23 protein-coding genes are annotated in these 24,247 nt (G+C 58.4%); 5 read left to right on the top strand and 18 right to left on the bottom strand.

Translation table 11 applies throughout. The features are described 5' to 3' along the window. Positions 1-95 precede the first annotated feature (95 nt). From BCF46_RS08765 to BCF46_RS08775, 3 genes are all read left to right on the top strand, one after another. Entirely contained in the window at positions 96-2,360 is a 2,265-nt protein-coding gene (locus BCF46_RS08765; protein ID WP_121023381.1) for a TRAP transporter permease, read from the top strand. 317 nt (positions 2,361-2,677) lie between these two features. After that, positions 2,678-2,839: a LysR substrate-binding domain-containing protein gene (locus BCF46_RS08770; protein WP_245990044.1), complete on the top strand. Its 162-nt coding sequence runs from the start codon at positions 2,678-2,680 to the stop codon at positions 2,837-2,839. A gap of 181 nt (positions 2,840-3,020) precedes the next feature. Continuing rightward, positions 3,021-3,428 (top strand): universal stress protein, encoded by a 408-nt coding sequence (locus BCF46_RS08775; protein WP_121023382.1) that lies wholly within the window; start codon positions 3,021-3,023, stop codon positions 3,426-3,428. A 238-nt stretch (positions 3,429-3,666) separates the two neighbouring features. Here the strand turns inward: BCF46_RS08775 and BCF46_RS08780 are convergent, their stop codons facing one another. Genes BCF46_RS08780 through aroA form a run of 4 tightly spaced genes read right to left on the bottom strand, consistent with a single transcriptional unit; the run spans position 3,667 to position 6,645 of the window. Next, positions 3,667-4,287 carry a (d)CMP kinase gene (locus BCF46_RS08780; RefSeq protein ID WP_121023384.1) on the bottom strand — a complete coding sequence of 207 codons (621 nt, stop codon included), beginning with the start codon at positions 4,285-4,287 and terminating at the stop codon, positions 3,667-3,669. Continuing rightward, positions 4,284-4,685, bottom strand: coding sequence for a GFA family protein (locus BCF46_RS08785; protein WP_121023386.1), 402 nt, complete (start codon positions 4,683-4,685; stop codon positions 4,284-4,286). Before BCF46_RS08785 ends, BCF46_RS08780 begins: the two co-directional genes overlap by 4 nt. 26 nt (positions 4,686-4,711) lie before the next feature. Beyond that, a complete protein-coding gene (locus BCF46_RS08790; protein WP_121023388.1) occupies positions 4,712-5,293 on the bottom strand; it encodes a hypothetical protein in 582 nt (193 codons plus the stop codon). A 5-nt stretch (positions 5,294-5,298) separates the two neighbouring features. Beyond that, positions 5,299-6,645 carry a 3-phosphoshikimate 1-carboxyvinyltransferase gene (gene aroA, locus BCF46_RS08795; protein ID WP_121023390.1) on the bottom strand — a complete coding sequence of 449 codons (1,347 nt, stop codon included), beginning with the start codon at positions 6,643-6,645 and terminating at the stop codon, positions 5,299-5,301. Positions 6,646-6,849: 204 nt separating this feature from the next. On the opposite strand from aroA, the gene BCF46_RS08800 reads away from it, so the two are divergent. After that, the gene (locus tag BCF46_RS08800; protein ID WP_121023392.1) at positions 6,850-7,527 is read left to right on the top strand and encodes an alpha/beta fold hydrolase; all 678 of its coding nucleotides are present in this window, start codon (positions 6,850-6,852) and stop codon (positions 7,525-7,527) included. A gap of 147 nt (positions 7,528-7,674) precedes the next feature. Here BCF46_RS08800 and BCF46_RS08805 read toward each other — a convergent pair whose 3' ends face one another. The 9 genes from BCF46_RS08805 to miaB form a co-directional block, all read right to left on the bottom strand. After that, entirely contained in the window at positions 7,675-8,529 is an 855-nt protein-coding gene (locus BCF46_RS08805) for a formylglycine-generating enzyme family protein (RefSeq protein ID WP_245989933.1), read from the bottom strand. Positions 8,530-8,679: 150 nt separating this feature from the next. After that, positions 8,680-10,242: a choline-sulfatase gene (gene betC, locus BCF46_RS08810; protein ID WP_170157902.1), complete on the bottom strand. Its 1,563-nt coding sequence runs from the start codon at positions 10,240-10,242 to the stop codon at positions 8,680-8,682. A 73-nt stretch (positions 10,243-10,315) separates the two neighbouring features. Continuing rightward, positions 10,316-11,290, bottom strand: coding sequence for a TAXI family TRAP transporter solute-binding subunit (locus BCF46_RS08815; protein ID WP_121023397.1), 975 nt, complete (start codon positions 11,288-11,290; stop codon positions 10,316-10,318). Between the two features lie 11 nt (positions 11,291-11,301). Further along, a complete protein-coding gene (locus BCF46_RS08820) occupies positions 11,302-13,236 on the bottom strand; it encodes a TRAP transporter permease (protein ID WP_121023398.1) in 1,935 nt (644 codons plus the stop codon). Then, on the bottom strand, positions 13,229-14,428 hold the full coding sequence (locus BCF46_RS08825; protein ID WP_170157903.1) for an ROK family transcriptional regulator: 1,200 nt from the start codon (positions 14,426-14,428) through the stop codon (positions 13,229-13,231). Before BCF46_RS08825 ends, BCF46_RS08820 begins: the two co-directional genes overlap by 8 nt. A gap of 258 nt (positions 14,429-14,686) precedes the next feature. Then, positions 14,687-15,694, bottom strand: coding sequence for a PhoH family protein (locus tag BCF46_RS08830; RefSeq protein WP_121023402.1), 1,008 nt, complete (start codon positions 15,692-15,694; stop codon positions 14,687-14,689). A gap of 145 nt (positions 15,695-15,839) precedes the next feature. After that, positions 15,840-16,160: a hypothetical protein gene (locus BCF46_RS08835; RefSeq protein WP_121023404.1), complete on the bottom strand. Its 321-nt coding sequence runs from the start codon at positions 16,158-16,160 to the stop codon at positions 15,840-15,842. Positions 16,161-16,172: 12 nt separating this feature from the next. Beyond that, a complete protein-coding gene (locus BCF46_RS08840; protein WP_425454417.1) occupies positions 16,173-16,811 on the bottom strand; it encodes an OmpA family protein in 639 nt (212 codons plus the stop codon). Positions 16,812-17,001: 190 nt separating this feature from the next. Beyond that, positions 17,002-18,330 (bottom strand): tRNA (N6-isopentenyl adenosine(37)-C2)-methylthiotransferase MiaB, encoded by a 1,329-nt coding sequence (miaB, locus tag BCF46_RS08845; protein ID WP_121023406.1) that lies wholly within the window; start codon positions 18,328-18,330, stop codon positions 17,002-17,004. 114 nt (positions 18,331-18,444) lie between these two features. Between miaB and BCF46_RS08850 the strand changes: the two genes are divergently transcribed. After that, positions 18,445-19,305 carry a hypothetical protein gene (locus tag BCF46_RS08850; RefSeq protein WP_121023408.1) on the top strand — a complete coding sequence of 287 codons (861 nt, stop codon included), beginning with the start codon at positions 18,445-18,447 and terminating at the stop codon, positions 19,303-19,305. A 51-nt stretch (positions 19,306-19,356) separates the two neighbouring features. On the opposite strand, the gene BCF46_RS08855 is transcribed toward BCF46_RS08850, so the two are convergent. The 5 genes from BCF46_RS08855 to BCF46_RS08875 all read right to left on the bottom strand — a co-directional run bounded on the left by BCF46_RS08855 (position 19,357) and on the right by BCF46_RS08875 (position 24,188). Then, positions 19,357-19,806, bottom strand: coding sequence for an Hsp20 family protein (locus BCF46_RS08855; RefSeq protein WP_121024463.1), 450 nt, complete (start codon positions 19,804-19,806; stop codon positions 19,357-19,359). A gap of 141 nt (positions 19,807-19,947) precedes the next feature. Beyond that, positions 19,948-20,754, bottom strand: coding sequence for a trypsin-like serine peptidase (locus BCF46_RS08860; protein WP_121023410.1), 807 nt, complete (start codon positions 20,752-20,754; stop codon positions 19,948-19,950). 84 nt (positions 20,755-20,838) lie between these two features. Beyond that, complete coding sequence (locus BCF46_RS08865) at positions 20,839-21,759, bottom strand: AEC family transporter (protein ID WP_121023412.1); 921 nt, start codon at positions 21,757-21,759, stop codon at positions 20,839-20,841. Continuing rightward, complete coding sequence (glcF, locus tag BCF46_RS08870; RefSeq protein ID WP_121023414.1) at positions 21,759-23,090, bottom strand: glycolate oxidase subunit GlcF; 1,332 nt, start codon at positions 23,088-23,090, stop codon at positions 21,759-21,761. The genes BCF46_RS08865 and glcF overlap by 1 nt, the downstream gene beginning before the upstream one ends. A 3-nt stretch (positions 23,091-23,093) precedes the next feature. Then, positions 23,094-24,188, bottom strand: a complete 1,095-nt coding sequence (locus tag BCF46_RS08875; RefSeq protein WP_121024465.1) for an FAD-binding protein — start codon at positions 24,186-24,188, stop codon at positions 23,094-23,096. Positions 24,189-24,247: the final 59 nt, after the last annotated feature.

Consider the following 24,247-nt stretch of genomic DNA (forward strand, 5'->3'; position numbering starts at 1 on the left):
TTACGCTGTCGCGCTCGTTTCGTTCGGGCGCGGCGGCATCCATTCAATGGGATCTGCACCTGGGCGAGGACGCCTTGAGCGCAAACGGAGGGATCATGACAGATCAAACTGCAAATCAGGAGGATATCGTCCTAGCCGAGGGCGTGGATGAAGAACCGGTTGAGCGGAACAGACGACTTTTTTCAGGTAATAATCTGATCGTCTTCGCATCGCTGGCAACCTTATATGCCGCTTTTCACATGCTTGCACTAAACGGTGTCTCGATCAGCGCATGGACAGGCATTGAACTGCCGTTCTTGCCGCAGTTTCCGGTAGAGACCTGGAGTTTCCGCATCGTGCACATCGCAGGTGCTCTGGCACTTGGTTTTCTATTGTTCAATGCAAGGCTCTTCTCTGATGAAGACGTCTCTGCAACACCACTTCTTTCGAAAGCAGGCTATCTGCTCTTCATTCCTGCGGCGATCTCCCTCTATACCGTTTTTGGCTTCATGCAGCTGGTGAATTCCGGCACGCTGCCGGTAATGGGCGGGTTGACCTCTTGGGCCGCTTTCCCAGGGACCGAGATCTACCAGACTGAGATTGCCTGGTTTGGCGTACCGCTTCTGATCGCCGCACTTGGGGCCATCGCTCTGGGATGGTTTGAAAAGGCACCGCGTGACAGGTTTGCCACCGCGGACCTAGTCATGGCGCTTTGCAGTCTGATCGTCGCATTCTACCTCATCACGGTTTATTCGACGGCCGCGCGTAATTCGGTGGGCACGCCTTTTGTTCCTGTCGGAGTGGCTTTCGCGGCGACGGCAGGGGCTGGATTAATCCTGGAATTGACCCGCCGCGTCGCAGGCTTGGCGCTTGTGATCATTGCCGGAGTCTTTTTGGTCTACACATTCACGGCCCATCTGATGCCCGGCATATTGGCGGTATCGAACGCCTACACCTGGCAGCGTTTCTTTGGCCACGTATATTCCGACGCAGGTATCATTGGGCCAACCACGGCCGTGTCATCTACCTACATCATCCTCTTCATTATTTTCGCGGCGTTTTTGCAGGCCTCGAAAGTGGGCGACTACTTCGTGAACTTTGCCTTCGCTGCTGCCGGTCGTGCACGCGGCGGCCCGGCAAAGGTGGCAATCTTTGCCTCGGGCCTTATGGGGATGATCAATGGCACCTCGGCGGGCAATGTTGTGGCCACAGGGTCGCTAACAATCCCTCTAATGAAGAAAGTGGGCTATAAAGGTCGCACAGCAGGCGCAATTGAGGCCGCCGCCTCGACGGGTGGCCAAATCATGCCGCCCATCATGGGGGCCGGCGCATTCATCATGGCCGAAATCACCGGCATTCCCTATCAGGAAATTGCGATTGCCGCGATCATTCCAGCGATCCTCTACTTCGCGTCGATCTATTTCATGGTGGACCTTGAGGCCGCCAAACTGGGCATGACCGGAATGAACGAGGACGAGATTCCGAAGTTCAAGAAACTCGTGCGCCAGGTCTATTTGTTCATCCCGATCCTGATCCTGATATTCGCGCTTTTCTTGGGGTACTCGGTTATTCGCGCAGGCACATTGGCGACAGTTTCGGCTGCAATGGTATCCTGGCTAACGCCCCATAGAATGGGTGTCCGATCGATCCTGAAAGCCTTTGAACTGGCCGGGGTCATGTCGGTTCAGATCATCACGGTCTGCGCTTGTGCAGGCATCATCGTGGGCGTGATCAGTTTGACTGGCGTCGGCGCCCGTTTCTCGTCAATGCTGCTCGGTATTGCGGACGCAAGCCAACTGCTCGCACTCATCTTTGCAATGTGCATTGCGATCCTGTTGGGCATGGGTATGCCGACAACTGCAGCTTACGCTGTGGCGGCATCGGTGGTCGCACCAGGCCTTGTTAATCTCGGTATCCCAATGCTGACGGCCCATTTCTTCGTCTTCTACTTCGCGGTTGTCTCAGCGATCACACCACCCGTAGCTTTGGCGAGTTACGCTGCGGCGGGCATTTCAGGATCTAACCCGATGGCCACTTCGGTCACGTCATTCAAGATCGGCATCTCCGCCTTCGTCGTGCCGTTTATGTTCTTCTACAATTCCGCCATTCTGATGGACGGAACTTGGCTTGAGATCATGCAGGCAAGCGGCACCGCCCTTGTTGGAGTGTTTTTGTTGTCTTCGGGCATCCAAGGCTGGTTTGTAGGCGGGCGCATTGCGTGGTTCCTACGGGTGGGCCTTGTCGTCGCCGCACTGTTTTTGATCGAAGGCGGTTTCATCACCGACCTCATCGGTCTGGGGGGCACGGCCCTGGTCGTCTTTGTCCAGAAAATCATCAGACCATCGCCAAATCTACAATTTGAGGTCCGCGGTTCCGATTAGCAAAAGGTGCAGACGGCTGAGGCGATTGGTTGTCTGCACGAAGGCCCTTCAATCGCGAGCGTCAAGGTCACAATTGGCGTTCGCGCCGCATCAAGTACCCTTAGGTCTAAGGTTACCCCACGTTGAAATCTATGACCGTAAAGGACCATGTCAGGATATGTGCAGAATTTTCGGGGCTATAAATGATAGGTCGGTGGGCGAGGACAAACTACTGCGAGCTTCAGAGGCTATGTTCAGCGGCGGCCCTGATAGTCAATGGATAGAACAAGGCGATGGTTGGTCCGTCGGCACCAATCGCCTTGCAATTCAAGGGATCGATGGAGGAAATCTCTGCGGGTAAATTAGTGCAGTTACTACCTGATTGGAGCTTGCCTGAACAACCTATGGCCTTGATCTATCATCGTGACCGGTACAGGCCGCAAAGGCTAACAAAATTCATCGATTTCGTGAAGTCAGTTTTTAGGAGCCAACTCGCATAGCCGACATTTGAGGAATCTGCAGCATCAGTCACATTGGGCTCGAAGCCGCCATTCGCGCGTAGCCTCTTTGAATACCCCAACGCCCACTGCTACCCCAATTGACCTAACGCAACGACCAGGCACGCCAGTGCGTGTAAACTCAGGGGAGCACTTCAAACGAAACCCAGTAGGAGATGGCACCATGTACAAAAACATCCTCGTTCCGGTCGTTTTCGATAAAGACCACGAAACTCAGGCATCCTATGCCGTCGCGCGTGCGCTGGCCGATAAGGATGCAAAATTCACGGTGGCGCATGTGATAGAGGACATTCCGGACTACGTCACATCCTCTATTCCGCGCGACGTTCTGGCCTCGACGCGCCGCGAGGCCGAGGCTTCTCTGGCTCAGGCGGCCAAGGATCTTTCAGGTGCAGCGCCGAAGATGATTTCCGGTCACGCGGGGCGCTCCATCGTCGACTACGCCAACGATAATGACATCGACTGCATCGTGCTGGCATCGCACAGACCGGGGTTCAGCGACCTGTTTTTGGGCTCCACCGCCGCCAGAGTGGTCCGCCATGCAAAATGCGCCGTTCATGTGATCCGGTAGCAAAGGCACCGAACGCTGCCACCACCAAGCCTTAACGCGTCCGCCCTATACCCTGTCCTCGGTTAACCAAACGTGTGGCGCTCTTAACGCTACGCATTCGATCTGTGGTCCATGGCTCCGCGCAAGGAGTTTCCCGCGACCGCCGGCAGTATAGGGGACAGTAAACCCCGAAGGGATGCAGGGTAACGCCTGTAACAAAGATGACCGCAGCCCGAAATGGGCGGCCGCCTATCTATTATCAGTCTGAGACATCTTTCAGCCGCGCCCGAACTTCTCGGGCCGCGGCCGCAACTGCGTCGTCTATGCTCATGTCCGATGTATCAATCACCACCGCATCCGCCGCCGCCGCCAGTGGGGCCGCCTCGCGGTCACGATCCCGCGCATCGCGTTCCTGCAAATCGCGCAGCACACCCTCGCGTGTAACCTCGTGGCCGTTGCCGGAGAGTTCCAGATAGCGCCGCTCCGCCCGCACCTCGTCAGACGCCGTGACAAAGAGCTTCACATCCGCATCAGGGCAAATCACCGTTCCGATGTCGCGCCCGTCCAGAACCGCGCCGCCGTCGCGGCGGGCAAAGTCGCGCTGGAACTGCACCAAGGCTTCGCGCACGTCCGGGATCGCCGCAACCTTGGAGGCCGCTTGCGCCACAGCCGTGGTGCGCAGATCATCGCGGTCCATGTCTGTGGGTTTCAGAGCCTTCGCCGCCTCGACCGGATCAGCGCCGTCGATCACCCGCGCGCCGGTGGCGCGATAGAGCAGCCCTGTGTCCAGATGGGCGAAGCCGAATTCCTCAGCCACGCGCTTGGACAGGGTCCCCTTCCCGGCGGCTGCCGGACCGTCGATTGCGACTGTGAATTTCATCGTACTTGTGTCGTCAAATTGGGGTCGTCGGCATCCGCACAAGGCAGACCGTCAGAGATGTCGTAGTAATCGCCCTTGTCGGCGCAGTAGATGTGGCCTGCAAGTGCAAGTCCTGTGTCGCCGTCGATTGACCCTGCGGAGATCGACAGGTTCACACCCGCCCCATCCCAAAACATCTGCGAACCGCAGGTGCCACAAAACCCGCGTCGCGCGGTGGAGGAAGAAACGTACCACGTGACGTCGCCCATGATTTCGATGTCATCGCGCGCTGCGGATGTCGCCGCCACATGATGCCCGCTAGACTTGCTGCATTGCTTGCAATGGCACGCGATGACCGGGCGCATAGGCCCGCTGACAGTGTAGGTGATTTGGCCGCACAAACAGCTACCGTTGCGCATGGAAAACCTCCGTTGAAGGGTGATATTCAGACACCGAAGGCAATCGGCTCGCTCATCGCGACATGCTCGCCCTTTGCGACGCGTGCTGCCAGCGCGCTTGGCTTGGCGTCGAAGTCATAGGCGTCGTCGGCGTGCAGTTCGGAATCCATCAGCCCCTCGACCGAGGTAATGGTCGCCCCGCCCTGCTCCGCATCGCTGAGCATAATGCGCAAGCCTTGGATGGCGTTGTCGGCCTTCACGCCCACTAGCGCCACTTGGCCACCACCGCTTTTCACCGCCAACTCGACAAGCGCCATTTTGCAGCCACTTTCGGGCAAGGCCGCTGGCAGCGCACCGGGATAGGGGTCGCCTGCAATTAGGCGGCCGGGCTGAATGTCCATCGCTTTCACGGGGCCAAGGTTGATCGGGGCGTCGAAATCGCCCTCCTCGAAGTCGTCAAGCAAGGCTGCGCGGCGCAGCAACAAGAGCTTGGTGTCGTCTTGATCGAACGCCAGCATGAGTGTCGCCAGAAACTGCGCCATGCTGTCGGAATGTCCAACAAAAATACGGGAATTGGCGTCCAACTCCCCTTCGCCGCCGGTCACGACGCTTGCAAAATACTTCTGCATAATCCTCAATCCCTTGTAATATTCGCGCCCAAATCGCGCATCAAATCCTCAAAAATCGGGAAGGACGTGGCAATCGGCCCCCCGTCGTCAATATGCACGGGCTTCTGCGTTCCCAGCCCCAGCACCATGAACGACATCGCAATCCGGTGATCCAGATGGGTGGCACAGGTGCCGCCGCCCGGCACCCCGCCCGCGCCCATACCGTGCACGATGAAGGTATCCTCGTCTTCCTCGACTGTCACCCCGCAGGCTTCCAGCCCGCGCGCCATGGCGTCGATGCGGTCGCTTTCCTTGACGCGCAATTCCTTGACGCCGCGCATGATTGTCTTGCCGGTGGCGAAGGCCGCGACGACCGACAGCACCGGATACTCGTCGATCATCGACGCTGCGCGCTCTGGCGGCACCTCGATGCCCTGCATGTTGTCGGAGAACTTGGCCCGCAGGTCCGCCACAGGCTCGCCGCCTTCTTCGCGCATGTTCTCGAATGTCAGGTCCGCGCCCATGTCTTGCAACGTGGTGAACAGCCCCGCGCGGGTCGGGTTCAAGCCGATCCCCGGCACCAGCACGTCAGAGCCTTGGGCGACGATCCCCGCACAGACAGGGAATGCGGCGGAGGATGGATCGCGCGGCACGGTGATGGTTTGTGGCTTCAATTCGGGTTGGCCTTGCAGCGTGATCACGCGGCCTTCCTTGGTGTCGTCCACGCTCAGGGTCGCGCCGAAGCCCGCCAACATGCGCTCCGAATGGTCGCGGGTGGCTTCTTTCTCGATCACCACGGTCTCGCCCGCCGCGTTCAGGCCTGCCAGCAGCACCGCAGATTTCACCTGCGCCGAGGGCATCGGCACGGTGTAGCGCACAGGTGCCGCATGTTCCGCGCCCACCAGTGTCATCGGCAAACGGCCTTGTTTGCGCCCGTAGCTTTGGGTGCCAAATAGAGCCAGCGGATCGGTGATCCGTCCCATGGGACGACCATTGAGCGAAGCGTCACCTGTGAAAGTCGCAGTGATCGGCGAGGTCGCCATCGCCCCCATGATCAACCGAACGCCAGTGCCGGAGTTGCCGCAGTCGATCACATGATCCGGCTCGGAAAAGCCGCCGACGCCGACGCCATGCACCGACCAATTGCCGCCGCCGTGGTTGACCACTTCGGCCCCGAAGGACTGCATCGCGCGGCCCGTGTCCAGCACGTCTTGCCCCTCCAGCAGGCCGGAGACCTTGGTCTCCCCCACAGCCATCGCGCCCAAAATCAGCGAGCGGTGGGAGATGGATTTGTCCCCCGGCACATGCGCCTCGCCGGACAATGCGCCGCCAGCGCGTGAGGTCATTGGAATGGGGTCACCGTGGCCGGACATAGGGCAATTCTCTCTGGTCAGTCAAAAGCCCTGACGTGATAGCCCAGTGGTGCGGAAGGGTCCATCGTCGTTTGTGGTGGGGTGGTGATGGCTTACTTGAACCAACCCCCCTGCACCATCTGGGGCGAAGGGAAGCTATGCGGACAATCCAGCCGCTCGGTAAAAACTAGTAGTCAAGTTTGCAGGACGCGCTACTGATAGGGTATGAAGATACTGATTTTACCCGGCCTAGATGGCACAGTTGCACTCCTATCAGAAATCGTAGAATTGCTAGACTCTAAGCATGAAGTGACTGCCGTTCGATACCAGCCAGACGTGTTCTGCTACCAAGACCTTGAGACGAGAGTCGAAGCGCTCTTGCCTGCCGACGAATACATCATTGTCGCAGAGTCTTTTTCCGGCCCACTGGCCGCAATGATTTCCGCTAAGAAACCCAATGGACTGCGAGGCCTCGCGTTCGTTGCGACGTTTGCAACGACGCCGATAAAGGTACCAGCGTTCCTAACTTACCTCGTTGATATTGCTCCAACTAAGTCCCGTCTGCTGATACGACTGGCTCAACCCTTCCTAATGGGAAGGTGGGCGACACCAAAGTTTACTACGGAGTTCCAACAAGTGATGTGCGCGGTTCCAGCATCGACAATAGCAGGACGGTTACGAGAAGTTCTGAAGGTCAATGTCGTTAAACAGCTAAACGGTATAGAAGTTCCAACCATCTATTTAGCCGCAAAAAATGACAGATTGGTTCCGTCAAGAATGGCATCAGATTTCTGCCAGTCTCCACATACAGTGTTTGAGATTGAAGGGCCGCATTTCTTACTTCAGGCAAACGCAACAGATGCTGCCAAGTGTATATTAGATTTTGCTGCTCGGTTCGACTAAATCCACTTCAGCACGTTTGGTAGGTCTGGGCTCAAAGCGGCCGTTCGCGGCGCTCTGAACCAGCGTCTACTCAGTGGTATAAGCTGCCGCTCATCAGGGGCCAGAAATACCAGCTTGCTGAAAACCACAATGTCACTGCTGATTGAATTAGACCGCGTCATACACCAAGCGAAAACCCGTATGTGATGTTGAGGTGTCCTGTGAGCCGCTGTTTCGGGCCGCGATGCGGTATCGGTAGCAATAGCTGCGATGGCACAGGAACGATCCTCCTTTGCTAAGTTTGAACCCTTTTTTCCCAGCATGGGCTGCGATCACGTCTTTCTTGAGGGACCGGACTTTGAACAATTCGGACGTAAGTTCCCAGACATTACCAACCATATTGTAAAGACCGTAGGCATTGGGCGCGAAGCTGCGGGCGGGTGCGGTTCCGGTGTATCCATCAAACGCCAGATCTTGATGCGGAAACCGGCCTTGCCAGATGTTGCAGGGTTGGAAGTCTGTGTCGTCAGGCTCTTGATCGCCCCATGGGAACGGAACATCGCCCAAGCCACCGCGCGCCGCGTGCTCCCATTCGGCTTCGGTGGGCAAGCGACCACCGGCCCACCCCGCGAAGGCCACCGCATCGTTCCACGAGACGTGGACCACTGGGTGATCGTCCATCAGGTGATCTGCGGTGTCTGGTCCAAATAAATCACGCCAATTGGCGCCCTGGATCATCCGCCACCAAGGCGCATCTGCGACGGCGTGACTGGGGGGTGTTCCTTTTGGCAAAAGGCCCTGAAACACCAAGGAGTCGCCAAAACGCTCGGCATCCGTGACGTACCCCGTGTCGGCCACAAAATCGCGGAACTGTGCGTTGGTGACAGTGGTCGCGTCCATGCGAAACGCGGGCATTTTCTTTTTGCGCAATGGCCCTTCGCCATCGACGGGAAAGAACGGGTGATCTGTACCTAGCAACGCGCGCCCACTTGGAATTTTTACCACCTCAGCATGGTCACGCACAACATGCTGCCCAAGAGGCAATGCCTCGCGCTCGGGCGTCGTTCCAGCCGTTTCTCGGCTTGGAGTGCAGCAGGGTTTCATCGCGCCAACAGGGTCCGTTTCATGGATATACTGCGCGCATTAAACATCTCAAGCCCCCAGCAATCCAGCCTACTTCTTGCTTTGCCTTGGATGCTGCGGAGGCGTGACAGGCACATACGGATAGCGCCCACGCTGTTTGGTGGCGGTGGTGCTGGGATCGTTGCCGCCCCGCACATAGACCTTGGACGGATCGTATCTAGGCCCGAAATCCCATGACGGGAAGCGCCCGTGCTTCATTGCGTCGTGAACAAACAGGCGTTTGCGCTGTGACGCGCGGATACGCTGGTCCAGATCGTCCTCGTCCCAACGCTGCTGCATTTCGGCAAACATCGCGTTCAGGTCGTCGCGGTAAGTGGGATCATCTGCCAAATTGGTCAGCTCAAGGGGGTCAGCCGCAAGATCAAAGAGCATTTTCGGATCAGTGCGGCTGTGAACCAGTTTCAGGTTGCCCTTGATCATGATCATCGCAGGCGCATATAGCCCTTCGCCGTTGAACTCGATGAAAACCTTATCCTCTGCGCTGCCCCGCGCGGGCAGATCGAGCAAGCTGCGACCGTCATAGGGCGCTGCATAGCTGTCAAACGTGCCGTCACTGGCGATGTCGGTGAAGGTCGGCAACAAGTCCACGAGCGAGGCCAAGGCGTCTTCGCGGTGGCCTGCTTTCAACTTTGGACCCTGCGCAATAAGCGGCACGCGCACCGAGGCTTCAAAGGGGTTGAACTTGAACCACATGCCGCGCTCGCCCAGCATTTCGCCGTGGTCGGACGTGATGAAGATGTAGGTGTTGTCCAACTCGCCGATGCTTTTAAGCGTCTCAACCAGACCGCCGATCATCTCGTCAAAATGCGTGCACATGGCGAAATAGCCGCGCCGCGCGTTGTACAATTGCTCTGGCGTAATATCGAATTCGTCCTGACGGATGGTCAGGTAATAGCGTTGCGCCCACGGGTCGCGATCCTCGTAGGGGATGTGGGCGACTTCCGGCTCCGGGATGTCGACGCCCTCATACATGTCCCAGTATTTCTTGCCCGCAACGAACGGATTGTGCGGCTGGGTGAAGGACACATGCAGCATGAAGGGCTGGTCATCGGTGGAGCGCGCGTGGTTGTACATTTCTTGTTTTGCGGCGGCGAAGACCTCCTCGTCGTAGTCTATCTGGAGGTTCCGTTCGCAATGCCCTGCCTCAACCACACTGAGAAGGCTCATCACCGAAGGGGCATAAGGCTCGTCGGTCTGGTCCCAGTCGGCGGTCCACGCGAAATCGGACGGGTAAATGTCTGTTGTCACGCGCTCCTCGAAGCCGTGAAGCTGGTCTGGGCCGACGAAGTGCATCTTGCCGGACAAAGTTGTTTTGTAGCCTAACGTGCGCAGGTAATGCGCGAAGGTCGGCTCGGATGGCAAAAACTCGGCGCCATTGTCAAAGACGCCCACATCAGATGGCAACCGCCCCGTCATCATCGAGGCCCGCGACGGGCCGCAGACCGGATTGTTGCAATAGCTGTTGGTAAATGTCGTGCCATTTTGCGCAATCTTGTCGATGTTTGGCGTGATCGCATAAGGCTTGCCGTAGGCGGACAGGCAAAGGGCGGTCATTTGGTCGGCTTGGATGACAAGAATATTCGGGCGGGACATGGCAGGATCCTTGATGTGGAAAGTCCCACCCAAGCCGCCAACGTGACGGCCCGGGTGGGCGGGAGAGACGGTTTTATCCGCCTGTTCTTGCAACGAATTCCTCAATGCCGGGCACATTGATTTCGCGGTAGTAGCGCAGCGCGCCTGGGTGCAATGGCGAGCCAAAGCCGTTCAGGATCGTGTCAGCCGACATTTTGCCAAATGCGGGGTGAACACCAGCAAGGGCTTCGAGATTTTCAAAGACGGCTTTGGTCATCTGGTAGACGCGCTCTTCTGGCACATCGGCGGAAATCACCAAGCCATTCGCCAAGCCGAAGGTGGGCGTGTCAGCGGTGACATCCTCGTAAGTGCCGCCGGGGATGGACAAGCGGAAATACGGTGGGTAGTCGGCGCGCAGCGCGTCAAAGAAGTCGTCTTCGACGGGGATCAGTTTCAGATCACGTTGCGCGTTCAGCTTGATCACTGGGGCCAGCGGGAAGGACCCATTCCAAAGTGCCGCGTCGATATTGCCATCGCTCAGCATGTCGACCATGTCGCCAAGGCGCACGCGGAACGGCTCGAAATCCTCGCCTGCGATTTTGGCCATCAACACGTTTGCGTCCAACATCGACACGCCACCGGGCTGGCCCATGCCGACGCGCTTGCCTTTCAGATCAGCAACCGAATTCACCGGCCCGCCTTCAAGCGCGATAATGTGCATCGCAACCGGTGCGATGGACATCCAAGCCATGATCTTGCCCGGCTCGGTGCCCTCATAATTTCCGGTGCCAGCCCATGCCTCGTAGGCCGACAGCGAGGTCGCCATGGAGGCTTCCAACTCGCCGCCCTGCATCAAGGCAATATTGGCGACGTAGCCTTTGGTTTCTTCCGCCGTGGCTTGTACGCCTTCGACGTTCTTGTTGATCACGTCCGCGATGCCAGCCGACCATGTGTAGGCCGTGCATGTGACTGGACAGGAGCCGATTGACAGGAAGTCAGCGGCTTGGGTCAGGGTTGGTGTTGCAAGCGTCGCCATCGCGAACATTGCGGTCTTAAAGTCGAGTTTCATTGGTCGTCTCCCTATTGTGTTTGGTCCGGCGGGTTTTGCCCCGCCACGTTTTCTGGTTCTGCTGATTGAGAGGCGCGGCGTGTCGTCCAAACGACGAGTCCCGCGAGTATGGCAAAGGCGGCAAGGTCGACGCGCCAATCGGAGTTCATGAACAAGATCGCAGTTGCCGCGAAAAGCAGCCGCTCGATGACGTTCAGTCGTCCGGTGAAGTGGCCGAGCATTGCGGCACTCGCGCAAATGCCACCGACGATGGCCGTCACAAACGACATGCCCATCTGCACCCATGTCACGTCGATCCCTAAGATTGCTGGGTCGTAGACAAAGAAATACGGCACTGCGAACGCCGCCATACCGAACTGGCAGGCCAGCACCGCGATCTTAAGCGGATTGCCGTTCGCGATGGACGCAGCGGCGTAGGCAGCAAGTGCAACGGGCGGCGTGATGGAGGACAGCATCGCTGAATACAGCACGAACAGGTGCGCGGCCAACAGGCTGACCCCAAGGTTCACCAAAGCCGGTGCCACCAATGTCGCCACCAAGATGTAGGCCGCAGCCGTCGGCAAACCCATGCCAAGGATCAGGCAGGTCAGCATGGTCAAAACCAGCGCCAATGGCAGCGAGCCGCCAGACAGTGCCACAACAAGCGTCGAGAACTTCAACCCGATCCCCGTCAGCGTGATGATCCCAATGATCACCCCCGCAGCGGCGCAGGCCAAAGCTACCGGAATGACTGCGTTTGCGGCAGCGACACAGGTGTCTACGATACGGCGTGGTGTCAGGGCCGTGGACTTATTGAGGTAGCTGACCAAGGACGACGCCACGATGGCCCAGAAGGACGACAGCATGATGGAATAGCCGTTGAGTAGCATGCTGACAAACACGGGCAGCGGGATCAGCAGATACGAATTCCGCAGGATCAAGCCCCAGTCCGTCACCGAGTCCGCGTCGCGCAGGATTGGGATTTTCCGCTTGGCGGCCTCGAAATGGACCATCGCCAACAGCACGGCATAGAAGATCACCGCAGGCAGGAATGCGGCCTTGGCAATGGTGAGGTAGGAGGTCTCTGTGAACTCCGCCATGATAAACGCCGCGGCCCCCATGACAGGTGGCATCAGCTGCCCGCCGGTCGAGGCGACAGCCTCAATCGCGCCCGCCGCTTCCTTGCGGTAGCCGCTTTTGCGCATCAGCGGGATCGAAATCGGGCCCGTTGTAAGCACATTGGCCACCGCCGTCCCCGAGATCATTCCCATCAAGCTGGACCCGACCACCGCCGCCTTCGCTGGCCCGCCGCGCATCCGTCCTGTCAGGGCCGTCGCGAAATCCATCAACACCTGTCCCGCTCCGGTTTTCTCAAGCAAGGCACCCAGAACCACCACACCCGTCACGAAAGTCGCACTGACCCCCAGCGGCGTGCCAAATATCCCGCCGCCCCCAAGATAAACCTGCGACGCGACGCGTTTGAGCGAATAGCCCCGATGGGCCAGCGGATCAGGCAAGTAAGCGCCAAAAAGTCCGTAGAGGATGAACAGGCTCGCCAGCAGCACAATCGGCAACCCAATCGTGCGGCGGCACGCATCAAAAAGCGCAATAACGAGCATCGTGCCAAAAACAATCTCGTATTGGGTGATCGCCCCGTAACGGTTGTTTATGGCCTCAAAGTTGAAAAACTGATGGCCAGTCGCGATCAAGGCGCCGATCAGGGCAATGACAATCCACCCTCGCCGCAGCCAAATACCAGCCCCTGTCGCAGCGTCGTCTTCAGCATCCAATGTCGCCCGAAAAGCCGTCGCAAACACAAGGATCATCACAAGCAAAAGATGCGCGCTGCGCTGAATGCCGTCGGGAAAGACACCGAAATAAGCCGTGTGTAGCGTCAGACCAACCAAAAGAACCGCAGCGCCTGCAATGACGCCAGATAACAGCTTGAATGGCATCGGCTTACCCATGGGTTACTCCATGCGCCTGCTCCGGGGCATCTGCGAAGCGGTCATAATCCAGCCGGTCCGAGTAGCAAAACGCGTGCAACGCCAGCAATGCGGCGGCATCCACCGAGGAAATGGTGCCCTTCACCAATTGGAACGAGCCCTGAGGGTCATAGTCAAAATGGCGCTCAAGCGTGCCCTTAACGGACGCAAAGTAAGTCTCGTTCGTGCCAAGGTAACCACTCAGGATAATCATTTTCGGCCCAAGCAGCTTGGCAGTGCTGTCCAGCGCAGGCGCAAGTTTCTCACCTGCCTCTGCAACAAATTCAGCCGCGTCCGGATCATCCAACGCATCAAGCAGCGAGGCCGCGTAAAACGACAGCTTCGAGGTGTCAAAAGCGCGGTGCTCCAGCTTGCCCAACTGCGACAACAGCCCAAAGCCCGTTGCGGACAGGTTCAGGCAATCATGCCGCCCACACACACAGGTCAGTGGCCGTTCTTCCGCGCGAAAATGGCCCAAGAGGCCAGAGATACCGGAATCGCCACGCACCAAACGGTTGTCGGACACCACGCCTGCGCCAACAAACGTCGCAGCGTGAATGAGTGTAAAATCCGCCACATCACGCGCGCCGCCGAACCGCATCTCTGCAATGGCCAGCGCATTCGAGATGTTCTCGATCTCGATTGGCAAATCAATGATCTTCTGGATTTCACGGCAGAACTGGCCACCATCATTGGCCCAGCCGAAATAGTCAGATGTCACGATTTCGGCACGGTCCGGCAGCGTCCTGCCAGACAGCGCCACCCCGATCCCCACAATCCGGTTAACATCAATCTCAGATACTTCTATCAAGTCACGCAACGCCTCGGCATAGACCCGAGCGGCGTCAACGACATCACCAAGTGGAACATTCTCGGGGCGGCTGCTTGCGCACAGCTTCCCGTCCGCGTCGCAAATCGACACTTCCGAGTGATAAGCAGAAACGGTGATGCCAACGGCAAACAGGCCGTCTTTCACAATGTGAAGGCCTGTTTTAGGGCGACCGACGTGCTTCTTCTTTTCTTTGGCTTTGTCGGTTGCACTCGACTCTTGAATGATCCCAGCGGCCAGCAATTCCCTAACGATACGGGTTGCGGCCATTTCCGAGAACCCACACATCCGAGCAAGTTCCGCCCGCGAGATGCCCGGCTCTGCCTGAACCCGCGATAGGATCATACCGCGATGCGTCTTCCGTAAACTTGCAGGCGTAGCGCTTGAGCGTAACTTAATAACCATCTGTTAGTTAATAATAGGGCTCACATGATTCGATCAAGACTTTCCTGTCTGAAGCCGTCCCGACTATCTCTTCAATGTAAGAGGCTGCGCCGAGTATCGAGGTATCCGATTTCACAATAGAGGACATTCGACACTCCGCAGCACTCATGCGGTTTGGGCTCAAAGCCGCCATTCGCAGCATGCAGGTAAAGGTCGTACCTACACCTTAGCGTCCGCCGCCTCGTAGGCCTCGATAATGCGGGCGACCAGCGGGTGGCGGACCACGTCTTTGGCGGTGAAGTAGCTGAAGGACACGCCTTTGACGCCCTTGATCAAAGTCTCCGCCTCGCGCAGGCCGGACTGGACACCGCGGGGCAGATCGACCTGCGAGCGGTCCCCTGTGATCACCATGCGAGACCCCTGCCCCAGACGGGTCAGGAACATTTTCATCTGCATGGTCGTGGCGTTCTGCGCCTCGTCCAGCACCACGAAAGCGTTGGACAGGGTGCGGCCCCGCATGAAGGCCAGGGGGGCGATCTCGATGCGCTTTTCCTCGATCAATTTGGCGGTCTGCTTGCCCGGCAGGAAATCCCCCAAGGCGTCATAAAGAGGCTGCATGTAAGGGTCGACCTTGTCCTTCATGTCGCCGGGCAGGAAGCCCAGACGCTCCCCTGCTTCCACGGCGGGGCGGGACAGGATAATTTTATCGACCTTGCCGGTGATGAACAAAGATACGCCTACGGCCACGGCCAGATAGGTTTTGCCGGTGCCGGCAGGGCCGATGCCGAAGGCCAGTTCGTTGTTGAACAGGGCGTTGACGTATTCTTTTTGCGCCTGCGTGCGCGGCTCGACGGTTTTCTTGCGGGTCTTGATCTCGACGCCCGCGTTGAACATCTCGATCTGATCGCCGTCGCGAATGCCGGTGTTGTCGGCGGAGCGGCCCATGCGGATTTCCGCCTCGATATCCGCCATCTCGACCGAGCGTCCACCTTCAAGCCGGATATACAGCGCCTTGATTACGTCAGCGGCCTTCTCGGCGGCTTCGCCCATCACCGCAAGCTGATTACCACGGCGCACGATTTGCACGCCAAGCACCTGTTCGACTTGGGCAAGGTTGCGGTCGAACTCTCCACACAGGTCTATCAGTAACCGGTTGTCGGGAAACTCCAGAAGGATTTCAGACGGGGCGACATCCGTGGGGGTCACGGTCAGATCACTGATGGTCAACGAGCTCTCCTGCGTTGGGGCTTAAGGCAAGGGTGCATGAGGGGGCACGGGGGTGCAAGGGGTGGCTTGCATGTTTCGCAGGATTGAGACGAAAAAGGCTGCCCCTGCGGGCAGCCTTTTCCAAACTTGCGTAAATGCGGTTCACCTAGATCGGGTCGCGCACATCGTCGGAGCCGCGGTAGTTGCCAGTCGCGTAGCCGGGAGGGGCTGCACCGGAACACACAGGCTTGCCCTTGCGGTCCAGGCGGGCGGACAGGTAGCCCTCGATGCCGTCATCAATGATCCAGTGGTCGCACCCGCGTGGGTCGACCCAGATACCGGCTTCCAGCTGGCTCAGATCCTTACTGCCACGGCCAAAAATGCCGCTGCCATAGTCGCGTGTCTTGTCGCCGTTGTTGTTTTCACCGGTACACGCGGTCATTGCGCCCAAGGCTGCGACGGCGATGATTGTCTTGCTCAGTTTCATGTCATCGTTCCCTTAGCGGATGCACTTGATTTCAACACGGCGGTTCGCCGCCATGCCGCGCGCGGTGCGGTTGGATGCCTTCGGCACCCGCTCGCCATAGCCGCGCGTCGATGTGACCCGAGCCCCGACCGAGCGTGCGACCTGCGCAACCGCATTGGCGCGGCGCTGAGACAAGTTCAGGTTGTAAGCATCGCTGGCACGGCTGTCGGTGTGACCTTCAATCGCGTAGGCTGTGGCGCCCCCAGATTGGAAGAACTTCTGCAAACGCTTCTTGTTGGCACCGCTGATGCTCGCTTGATTGGTGGCGAATAGCTGGTCCGAGTTCATTACCGCGCAGGTATTGCCGCGACGACAAACAGGAATGCCCTGACGGGTCACGTGCGGCGTCATGAACCCCTCAAACCCATCATCCATAACCCAGTGCTCGCACCCATCGGGGTCTACCCAGATGGTCGGAATGTAGCGTTCGGCGCGAACCGTGTTGCGACGGACAATCTTGCCATTGGCTACGTCACCTTGGCTAAAACCATCTTCGGTATAGACATATTTTTGCTGCGCCGAGGCGTCAGTTGCCGACAACGTCAAAGCGGACACCAAAACGGCAAATCCCCCCAACGCGCTTCGCAGGATTTTTGAAAGATTGAGTGTCACTGCCCTCGTCCTTATGCGTGTTAATCGTAAATCTAGTGCCACGGCCTCTAGGCCAGCCGCAGGTGAGTTCACCTATATCTGTGCGAGACTAGCAAACTTGAGTATAAATTAAAGCGCTTTTTACCATATATAGTTGCCGGATCGGCAACAGTGCCACTGTTTGACCGCAGATTATCTGAAGTCTGGAACCCTACCCGCGAGACGAAAGCAGCACACCTTTGAGCGAATTCGTCACGCTAGACTCGATTAGCACCCGCTGCACGGAGCCGATCATATGCTCTGGCGCGTCGCAATGGACTGCGTGCAAGTAGTCTGATTTTCCAACGAGTTGCCCGTCGAGACGCCCCTTTTTCTCGAACAAGACGCCGACCTCGCGGCCGACCATGCTGCGCTGTGCTGCGTATTGCTGCTCGGTCAGCAACGCCTGAAGGCGCTGCAAGCGTTCAGATGCAATGTCGTCGGCTACGGCCTCTTTTTCAGCAGCGGGTGTGCCGGGGCGGGCGGAATATTTGAACGAGTAGGCCTGCCCGTAGTTTACCTTACGGACCAGATCCAGCGTGGCCTCAAAATCTTCCTCGGTCTCGCCGGGGAAGCCGACGATGAAGTCGCCGGACAACAGCAAGTCGGGACGCGCGGCGCGAATGCGGTCGATCAGCTTGATGTAGCTGGCGGCGGTATGTTTGCGGTTCATCGCCTTGAGGATTTTGTCGGACCCTGACTGCACGGGAAGATGCAGGTAAGGCATCAGCTTGTCGCAGGTGCCATGTGCATCGATCAGCGCATCTTCCATATCGTTGGGGTGCGAGGTGGTGAAGCGGATACGTTTCAGCCCCTCGATGTCGTTCAGAGCCCAGATCAGACGGGCGAGACCCCATGTGCCGTCCGCGCCCTCGCCGTGATAGGCGTTGACGTTCTGGCCCAGCAGGGTGATCTCGCGCACGCCGCGTTCCACTAGATTGCGGGCCTCGGCGATCAGGCGTTCGGGCGGGCGGGAGACTTCCGCGCCGCGGGTATAGGGCACCACGCAGAAGGCGCAGAACTTGTCGCAACCTTCCTGCACCGTCAGGAACGCCGACGGGCGGGCCTTGCTTTCACGTTTGGGCAAATGGTCGAACTTGTCCTCTTCGGGGAAGTCGGTGTCGAGGGCTTGCTCGCCCTTGTTCACCTTCTCCATCAGGTCTGGCAGCCGGTGATACGTTTGCGGGCCGACCACCAGATCGACCATCGGCTGACGGCGCATGATCTCGCCCCCTTCGGCCTGTGCCACGCAACCGGCGACGCCGATTTTCAGATCGGGATTTTCCTCCTTCAAGGGACGCATGCGCCCCAGATCGGAATAGAGCTTTTCGGCGGCCTTCTCGCGGATGTGGCAAGTGTTGAGCAGGATCATATCCGCGTCACCGATAGCCTCGGTCGTTTCATAGCCGTCTGCGCCCAAAGCTTCGGCCATGCGTTCGCTGTCATAGACGTTCATCTGGCAGCCATAGGTCTTGATATAGAGCTTCTTAGCGTTCGACATGATACACCTGCGGGGTAAGGGTTGAGGCGGGGCATAACGCAGCCTGTGCGATCTTGCAATTCAAGGCGGTATGACAGAGTTTAGCGGCGAGCGAAGAAGGAAAGAACAACAGGCATGCGGCACAGCTCTCTCAGCGCGTTTTTGAGCGTCGCACCGACACAGCTTTCGCCCAAGGGGCCGTTCGCGCTTGTCTTTATCGAGGATGATGCTGAGGTCGAAAGCACCATCGCACATGTGCAAAAGATGGGCTTCCGTGACGTTTTGGCATTTGCAGCCGGTGATCTGCTGCCAAACGACCGCGAAGGCCTGCACCTGATTGAAACCAACGTGCACGAGTTGGACGCCTTTGCCACGATTACTACTGAAGTAATCAAGCTCTTTCCCGATGTCTGGATGCACTACTGCTTCAATGCGGAATACATGTTCTTCCCGTTCTGCGAGACCAGAAATGTGCGCGAATTGATTGCGTTCAACATTGAGGAACGGCGCCACACTGTGATGACCTATGTGGTTGACCTGTACTCAAAAGACCTTGGAAAACACCCGAATGCCGTATCGCTTGAGCAAGCGTATCTGGACAAGTCCGGCTATTATGCGTTGGCGCGATTTACCGAGGACGGGAAACCGCTGGAACGGCAGCTCGACTTCTTTGGCGGGCTGCGCTGGCGGTTCGAGGAACATATCCCATGGGCGCGCCGTCGCATTGATCGTGTCGGGCTGTTTCATGCTGTAAAAGGTCTTCAACTGCGCGGCGATCACACCTTCAACCTAGAAGAATACAACACCTATTGCTGCCCTTGGCACCACAACATTTCTGCCACGATCTGCTCGTTCCGCACGGCCAAGGCGCTGGTTTCCAACCCGGGCTCCATGTACGCGATCCCGCATTTCTGGTGGAAGAACTCAGCCAAGTTTGAATGGAATTCGAACCAATTGCTGGAGCTGGGACTAATGGAACCGGGGCAGTGGTTCTAGGTGAGAAACGCCCCCCGCAACGGCGGGAGGCATTCTATTCAGACGAGTGGCTTATGCCTCTAGCACTTTAGGTTCGGATGCCTTGCCAATCTGAATTTGGCGGGGCTTCAGCGCCTCAGGCACCTCGCGCACCAGATCAATGTGAAGCATCCCATCCGCATGGTTTGCCGATGTCACGCGGACATGGTCGGCCAAATGGAAGCGCTTCTCGAAGGCGCGGGTGGCGATGCCACGGTGGAGGTAGGTCTTGTCCTCGCCGTCGTCGGCTTTCTTGGCCGACACGATCAGCGCGTTTTCACGCTGCTCGACCGTCAGGTCAGCCTCGGAGAAGCCTGCAACAGCGACCGAGATGCGGTAGGAATCGTCGCCGATTTTTTCGATGTTATAGGGCGGATAGGTGGAGGTTGTGACTTCAGACGACATAACACGGTCCATCAGGTCGGCGACCTGATCAAAACCTACAGTGGCGCGGTGAAGGGGGGCAAAATCATAAGCTCGCATGGTTTTCATCCTTATCAAAAGCAATGTTAACGTTCCGGGCCTTCCACATGGACAGGCCCCGATTTGCAGTTACCGAACCCCATTCGGGCATCCGGTGATATTGATTTGGGAAAGGATGTTCAGGGTTTCAAGACCCTGCGTTTACGGTTTGATAAACAACGCGCCAGAAGGTTGAATGCCCATCTGCAACGCCACGCGGGACGCGCCTGTGTCCTCGCGGCGGAACACGCCATCATTGAGTTCAATTTCGTTTAGAAGCGTGGACAGGCGTTGATCGAGGCCCACACCAAGCGCCACTTTTTGCGACCGCCATTCGGCCTTCGCAGAGACCACCGACAAAATCACCGGCTCCCCGTTCTGGATGGCAAAGATCGGCGCGCCCGATGCGCCAAAATCCACATCGCATGACGTGACATACACACCGGGATCACGGGCGAGTACGTTGCAGGTTTCTTGGATGGAGGGGGAATTTGCGCGGTTTTTGGCGTAAGAGATCACCTGAACCTCCTGCCCACGCTCGACTTCAACGGCCGTCTCGAACGGGCGGATGGACGGGTTCTTGATCGGTTGATCCAATTGGATCAACGCCAAATCAGACGAAACTTTGTCGACATTGTTACGGCCCTTGAAGACGTAATCGGGATGGATCACCGAGCGTTTCGCCCCGCGATAGGCCGAAGCACGGCCATGTTGCCAGCCCGCGAGAAACTCTATCTCGGTATCGACAGTACGCTGCCCCGCGCTGTCAAAGAAACAGTGCGCAGCCGTCAGAACCAGATCAGGCGCGATCAGCGTGCCGGTGCAAAACCCGGACGTGCCCAGATTGATCCGGCCCACACCTTGCCATGCTTTGGTCGCGTCGAGCGAGGTTAGCGTCTTGAGAACACCTTCCGCCTGCGCCGACGTGGTCAGCAGAACTGCCGTGATTAGTGTTGCCAGAATTCGCATCAATCGCCCCGATATGCCCGTTTTGACCCTGATTAGAAAACAGTTAGGGCAAAAATGCGGCTAAGAGTGGTTCTTTTTGGCCCGTTAGGCCAGCACAGCCAGTGACACCAAGGTCAGCAGACTTGTCCAGACCACGATCTGCGCAATCGCGTCACTGCGGATATTATGCAGCAGTGCCAGACTGAACCCCATCGCGCCAGCGGGACCGGCCGACGCCATCAGGAATTGCGAGTTGCGCTCCCAGCCGTCGCCGTCGAACCTGCCCATTGTGGCGAAGACAGCCCACAGCAGCATTGGAAACGCGAAGAGCTTGATCAGCGTGAAGCTGATGACCACGCGATCCCATGCGAATTTGGTTTTCGACAACACCACTCCCAACGCGAACAATGCCACGGGGGCCGCCCCTGCCCCGTTGAATTGTACGAAAGTTTTGATCGGTCCGGGGATCGGAAATTGCGTCAGTCCGACGAAGACACCGCAAGCAATACCGACAATCAAAGGCGTTCGGATTAGTGACATGAAAACGGCGCGAGGCTGGGCCTTGCCCATACCGATCCATTGCAGCGCGATCATGGCCCCCGCAAAGGTCACGATAGAGTCGACCGTTACGACCGATGTCACCGGAAGCACGCCGTCGGGGCCGTAGAGCAGGATCGAGATTGGCAGCACGTAGAGCGCGTTGTTCACAAAGATGCAGCAAAACGCGAGCAGGACGGATTCCGCTGGATCGCGGTGAAACGCATAGCGCGCAAGTAGGAAAGCACCGGTGAAGATCACCACTTCGACGACAGCATACAGCACAACCTCGCCCAGCGGGAACTGCGCCATGGGGGCCGTTGCGATCAGGTTGAACACGAAAATCGGCAACAGCACCGTCATGGCGAAGCGATTGATCACCCGCGCGTCAGCGAGGCTGACCCAGCCCGCGCGACCCGCGACGAACCCACCCGCCATGATCGCGAAGACCGGCAAGATCGGGTTGAAAAGAACCGTTAGAACATCCATCAGCGCAGAACGGGAATGCCCATCGGGCGGGTGCCGCCGTTTTCCGCCGCCAGCATGGCGGACGGTTTCGGGCCACCTGTGGCCCAGTCCAGAAGCTCGACCGTGTGGACGATCGGTATTTCGGTGCCGGAGCCGATTTGCATCATGCAGCCGATATTGCCGGCGGCGATGATGTCGGGATTTCTGGCCTCCAGCGTTTGCACCTTGCGATCTTTCAGCTGCTTGGAAATCTCCGGCTGCATCAGGTTATACGTCCCCGCCGAGCCGCAGCACAAATGCGGGTCTTTCGGCTCCAGCACCGTAAAGCCCGCACGTTTGAGCAGGTCTTTCGGGTAGGTCTTGATCTGCTGGCCATGCTGCAGCGAACAGGCTGCGTGGTAGGCGACTTTCAACTCCTGATCCGCGCCTTGCGGCAGGTCCAGCTTCATCAGCACCTCCGAGACGTCCATGGCGATTTTCGACACCGCGTCGGCCTCTTTGGCCAGCGGCTCGTTGCGGAACATATGGCCGTAATCCTTCACCGTCGTGCCGCAGCCGGAGGTATTGATGACGATGGCGTCCAAACCCTTGCCCCTCATCTCCGCATCCCACGCGCGGATGTTCTTGGCGGCGGTGGCGTGGCTTTCGGAGGTTTTGCCCATGTGGTGGGTCAGCGCCCCGCAGCAGCCAGCCCCCTCGGCCACCACGACTTCGCAGCCCAGACGGGTCAGCAGGCGGATGGTGGCATCGTTAATATCGGTGTTGAGCGCCTTTTGCGCGCAGCCGGTCATCAGCGCCACGCGCATTTTCTTCGGCGCTTCGGGCGCAAAGGTCTGCGGGTCGTCATTGCGCGACACCGGCGGGATGGTTTTCGGGGCCATTTCCAGCATCGCCCTGAGCCTCGCATCCGGCATGAAGCGGGCAAAGGGCCTGCCGATTTTTGCGCCTAATAAGGCCAGACGGAAGCGGTTCGGATAGGGCAAAATCCGCGCCAATACCCATCGCAACGCGCGGTCGGTCAAGGGGCGGTTGTAATGCTCCTCGATATACTCGCGCGCATGGTCGACCAGATGCATGTAGTGCACACCCGACGGGCAAGTCGTCATACAGGCAAGGCAGGACAGGCAGCGGTCGACATGCTTGACCGTCTTGGCATCCGGCTTGCGGTCGTTCTCCAGCATGTCCTTGATCAGGTAAATGCGGCCTCTGGGGCTATCCAATTCGTCGCCAAGGATCTGATAGGTGGGACATGTCGCAGTGCAAAAGCCGCAATGCACACAGGTGCGCAACACCTGTTCGGAGCGGGCGGTGGCAGGGTCTTTGAGTTGCTCGGGGGTGAAGTTGGTTTGCATGGTTTACCCCATCAGTCCGGTGTTCAAAATGCCGCGCGGATCGAACTGCGCGCGCAGGCCGTTGGAGATCATGGCAAGGGCTGCGGGCTCTGGATGAAATGTCGGCGCGCTACCCCGTAGACAGGTCGCATGGCCCGCGATGCCGCCCAGCGCAGCGCGAATGTCCGCGCCTTCAGGTACGACGGCCCAAATCAACCCGCCGCCCCAATCGAGCGACAGCTTTGCGCCGTCGGGCAACTGCTTGACCACGTCCGGCGCGTCGCTTGGTTTCACCGAAATGCGCCACAAATCGCCATCGGTCCCTGCGAAATGCGTCACGTCGCGGGTGGCGGCCCACAGGTCGCGGGACGCGTCGCCATGCAGCTCTTCCATATCACCGAACCCGTCCAGAAGGGCGCGGAGCTGCGTCATGCGATACGTTACAGACGCCTCAAAACCCTCTAAGCGGAGTGTTGTCTGACCTGTTTCAGGAAAATGCGCAGCCGCCGAGATTTCGAACGGGGAACCCAAGGCCATCGACATCGCCTCCACGGCGCGGGTCACATCCAAGCCGTTCAACACCAGTGTCGCGGTGGCCTCGATGCCCGGCAACACCTTGAAGCCCACCTCGGACATAACACCCAATGTGCCATGGGATCCTGCCATGAGCTTCACCAAATCATAGCCGGTGACGTTCTTCATCACGCGCCCGCCATTCTTGATGACAGTCCCCTGCCCGTCCACATAGCGCACGCCGATCAGGCTGTCGCGGCAGGCCCCCGCTTGAATGCGGCGCGGGCCGGAGGCGTTGGTGGCCACAACGCCGCCAATCGTCGGCTCCCCCTTGCTACCCAGCAACGCGCGGTGATCCATCGGCTCGAACGGCAGCCGTTGATTTTCCTTGGCCAACGCCGCCTCGATCACCGCTACAGGCGTGCCCGCCTTCGCTACCAGCGTCAAAGCGCCCGGCTCGTATAGTTCGATACCGGACAAGCCGGTCGTGGACAGCACCTCGCCTTCCGCCTGCCCAATGGGCCGCGTGCCGCCGCCTTGAATGCGCAAGGGGCCTTTTGCGCCTGCGACCGCTTCGGCCAGCGCTGCTTCACTGTCAGGTGTCATCATGTCGGGTCAACTTCTTCAAAAGCGTTTCATCTTGGCAAAAATATTCCCCCCGGAGG

This window comes from Litoreibacter meonggei (assembly GCF_003663885.1).
Lineage (GTDB): Bacteria > Pseudomonadota > Alphaproteobacteria > Rhodobacterales > Rhodobacteraceae > Litoreibacter > Litoreibacter meonggei.

Bases quoted from the DNA above. Each gene is read 5' to 3' on its own strand.
- BCF46_RS08815 (WP_121023397.1), bottom strand. From the start codon at position 11,290: ATGAAACTCGACTTTAAGACCGCAATGTTCGCGATGGCGACGCTTGCA.
- BCF46_RS08850 (WP_121023408.1), top strand. From the start codon at position 18,445: ATGCGGCACAGCTCTCTCAGCGCGTTTTTGAGCGTCGCACCGACACAG.
- BCF46_RS08860 (WP_121023410.1), bottom strand. From the start codon at position 20,754: ATGCGAATTCTGGCAACACTAATCACGGCAGTTCTGCTGACCACGTCG.
- BCF46_RS08800 (WP_121023392.1), top strand. From the start codon at position 6,850: ATGAAGATACTGATTTTACCCGGCCTAGATGGCACAGTTGCACTCCTA.
- BCF46_RS08770 (WP_245990044.1), top strand. From the start codon at position 2,678: ATGGAGGAAATCTCTGCGGGTAAATTAGTGCAGTTACTACCTGATTGG.
- BCF46_RS08775 (WP_121023382.1), top strand. From the start codon at position 3,021: ATGTACAAAAACATCCTCGTTCCGGTCGTTTTCGATAAAGACCACGAA.
- BCF46_RS08875 (WP_121024465.1), bottom strand. From the start codon at position 24,188: ATGACACCTGACAGTGAAGCAGCGCTGGCCGAAGCGGTCGCAGGCGCA.
- BCF46_RS08820 (WP_121023398.1), bottom strand. From the start codon at position 13,236: ATGGGTAAGCCGATGCCATTCAAGCTGTTATCTGGCGTCATTGCAGGC.
- glcF (WP_121023414.1), bottom strand. From the start codon at position 23,090: ATGCAAACCAACTTCACCCCCGAGCAACTCAAAGACCCTGCCACCGCC.
- miaB (WP_121023406.1), bottom strand. From the start codon at position 18,330: ATGTCGAACGCTAAGAAGCTCTATATCAAGACCTATGGCTGCCAGATG.
- BCF46_RS08785 (WP_121023386.1), bottom strand. From the start codon at position 4,685: ATGCGCAACGGTAGCTGTTTGTGCGGCCAAATCACCTACACTGTCAGC.
- BCF46_RS08780 (WP_121023384.1), bottom strand. From the start codon at position 4,287: ATGAAATTCACAGTCGCAATCGACGGTCCGGCAGCCGCCGGGAAGGGG.
- BCF46_RS08825 (WP_170157903.1), bottom strand. From the start codon at position 14,428: ATGATCCTATCGCGGGTTCAGGCAGAGCCGGGCATCTCGCGGGCGGAA.
- betC (WP_170157902.1), bottom strand. From the start codon at position 10,242: ATGTCCCGCCCGAATATTCTTGTCATCCAAGCCGACCAAATGACCGCC.
- BCF46_RS08790 (WP_121023388.1), bottom strand. From the start codon at position 5,293: ATGCAGAAGTATTTTGCAAGCGTCGTGACCGGCGGCGAAGGGGAGTTG.
- BCF46_RS08865 (WP_121023412.1), bottom strand. From the start codon at position 21,759: ATGGATGTTCTAACGGTTCTTTTCAACCCGATCTTGCCGGTCTTCGCG.
- aroA (WP_121023390.1), bottom strand. From the start codon at position 6,645: ATGTCCGGCCACGGTGACCCCATTCCAATGACCTCACGCGCTGGCGGC.
- BCF46_RS08765 (WP_121023381.1), top strand. From the start codon at position 96: ATGACAGATCAAACTGCAAATCAGGAGGATATCGTCCTAGCCGAGGGC.
- BCF46_RS08855 (WP_121024463.1), bottom strand. From the start codon at position 19,806: ATGCGAGCTTATGATTTTGCCCCCCTTCACCGCGCCACTGTAGGTTTT.
- BCF46_RS08835 (WP_121023404.1), bottom strand. From the start codon at position 16,160: ATGAAACTGAGCAAGACAATCATCGCCGTCGCAGCCTTGGGCGCAATG.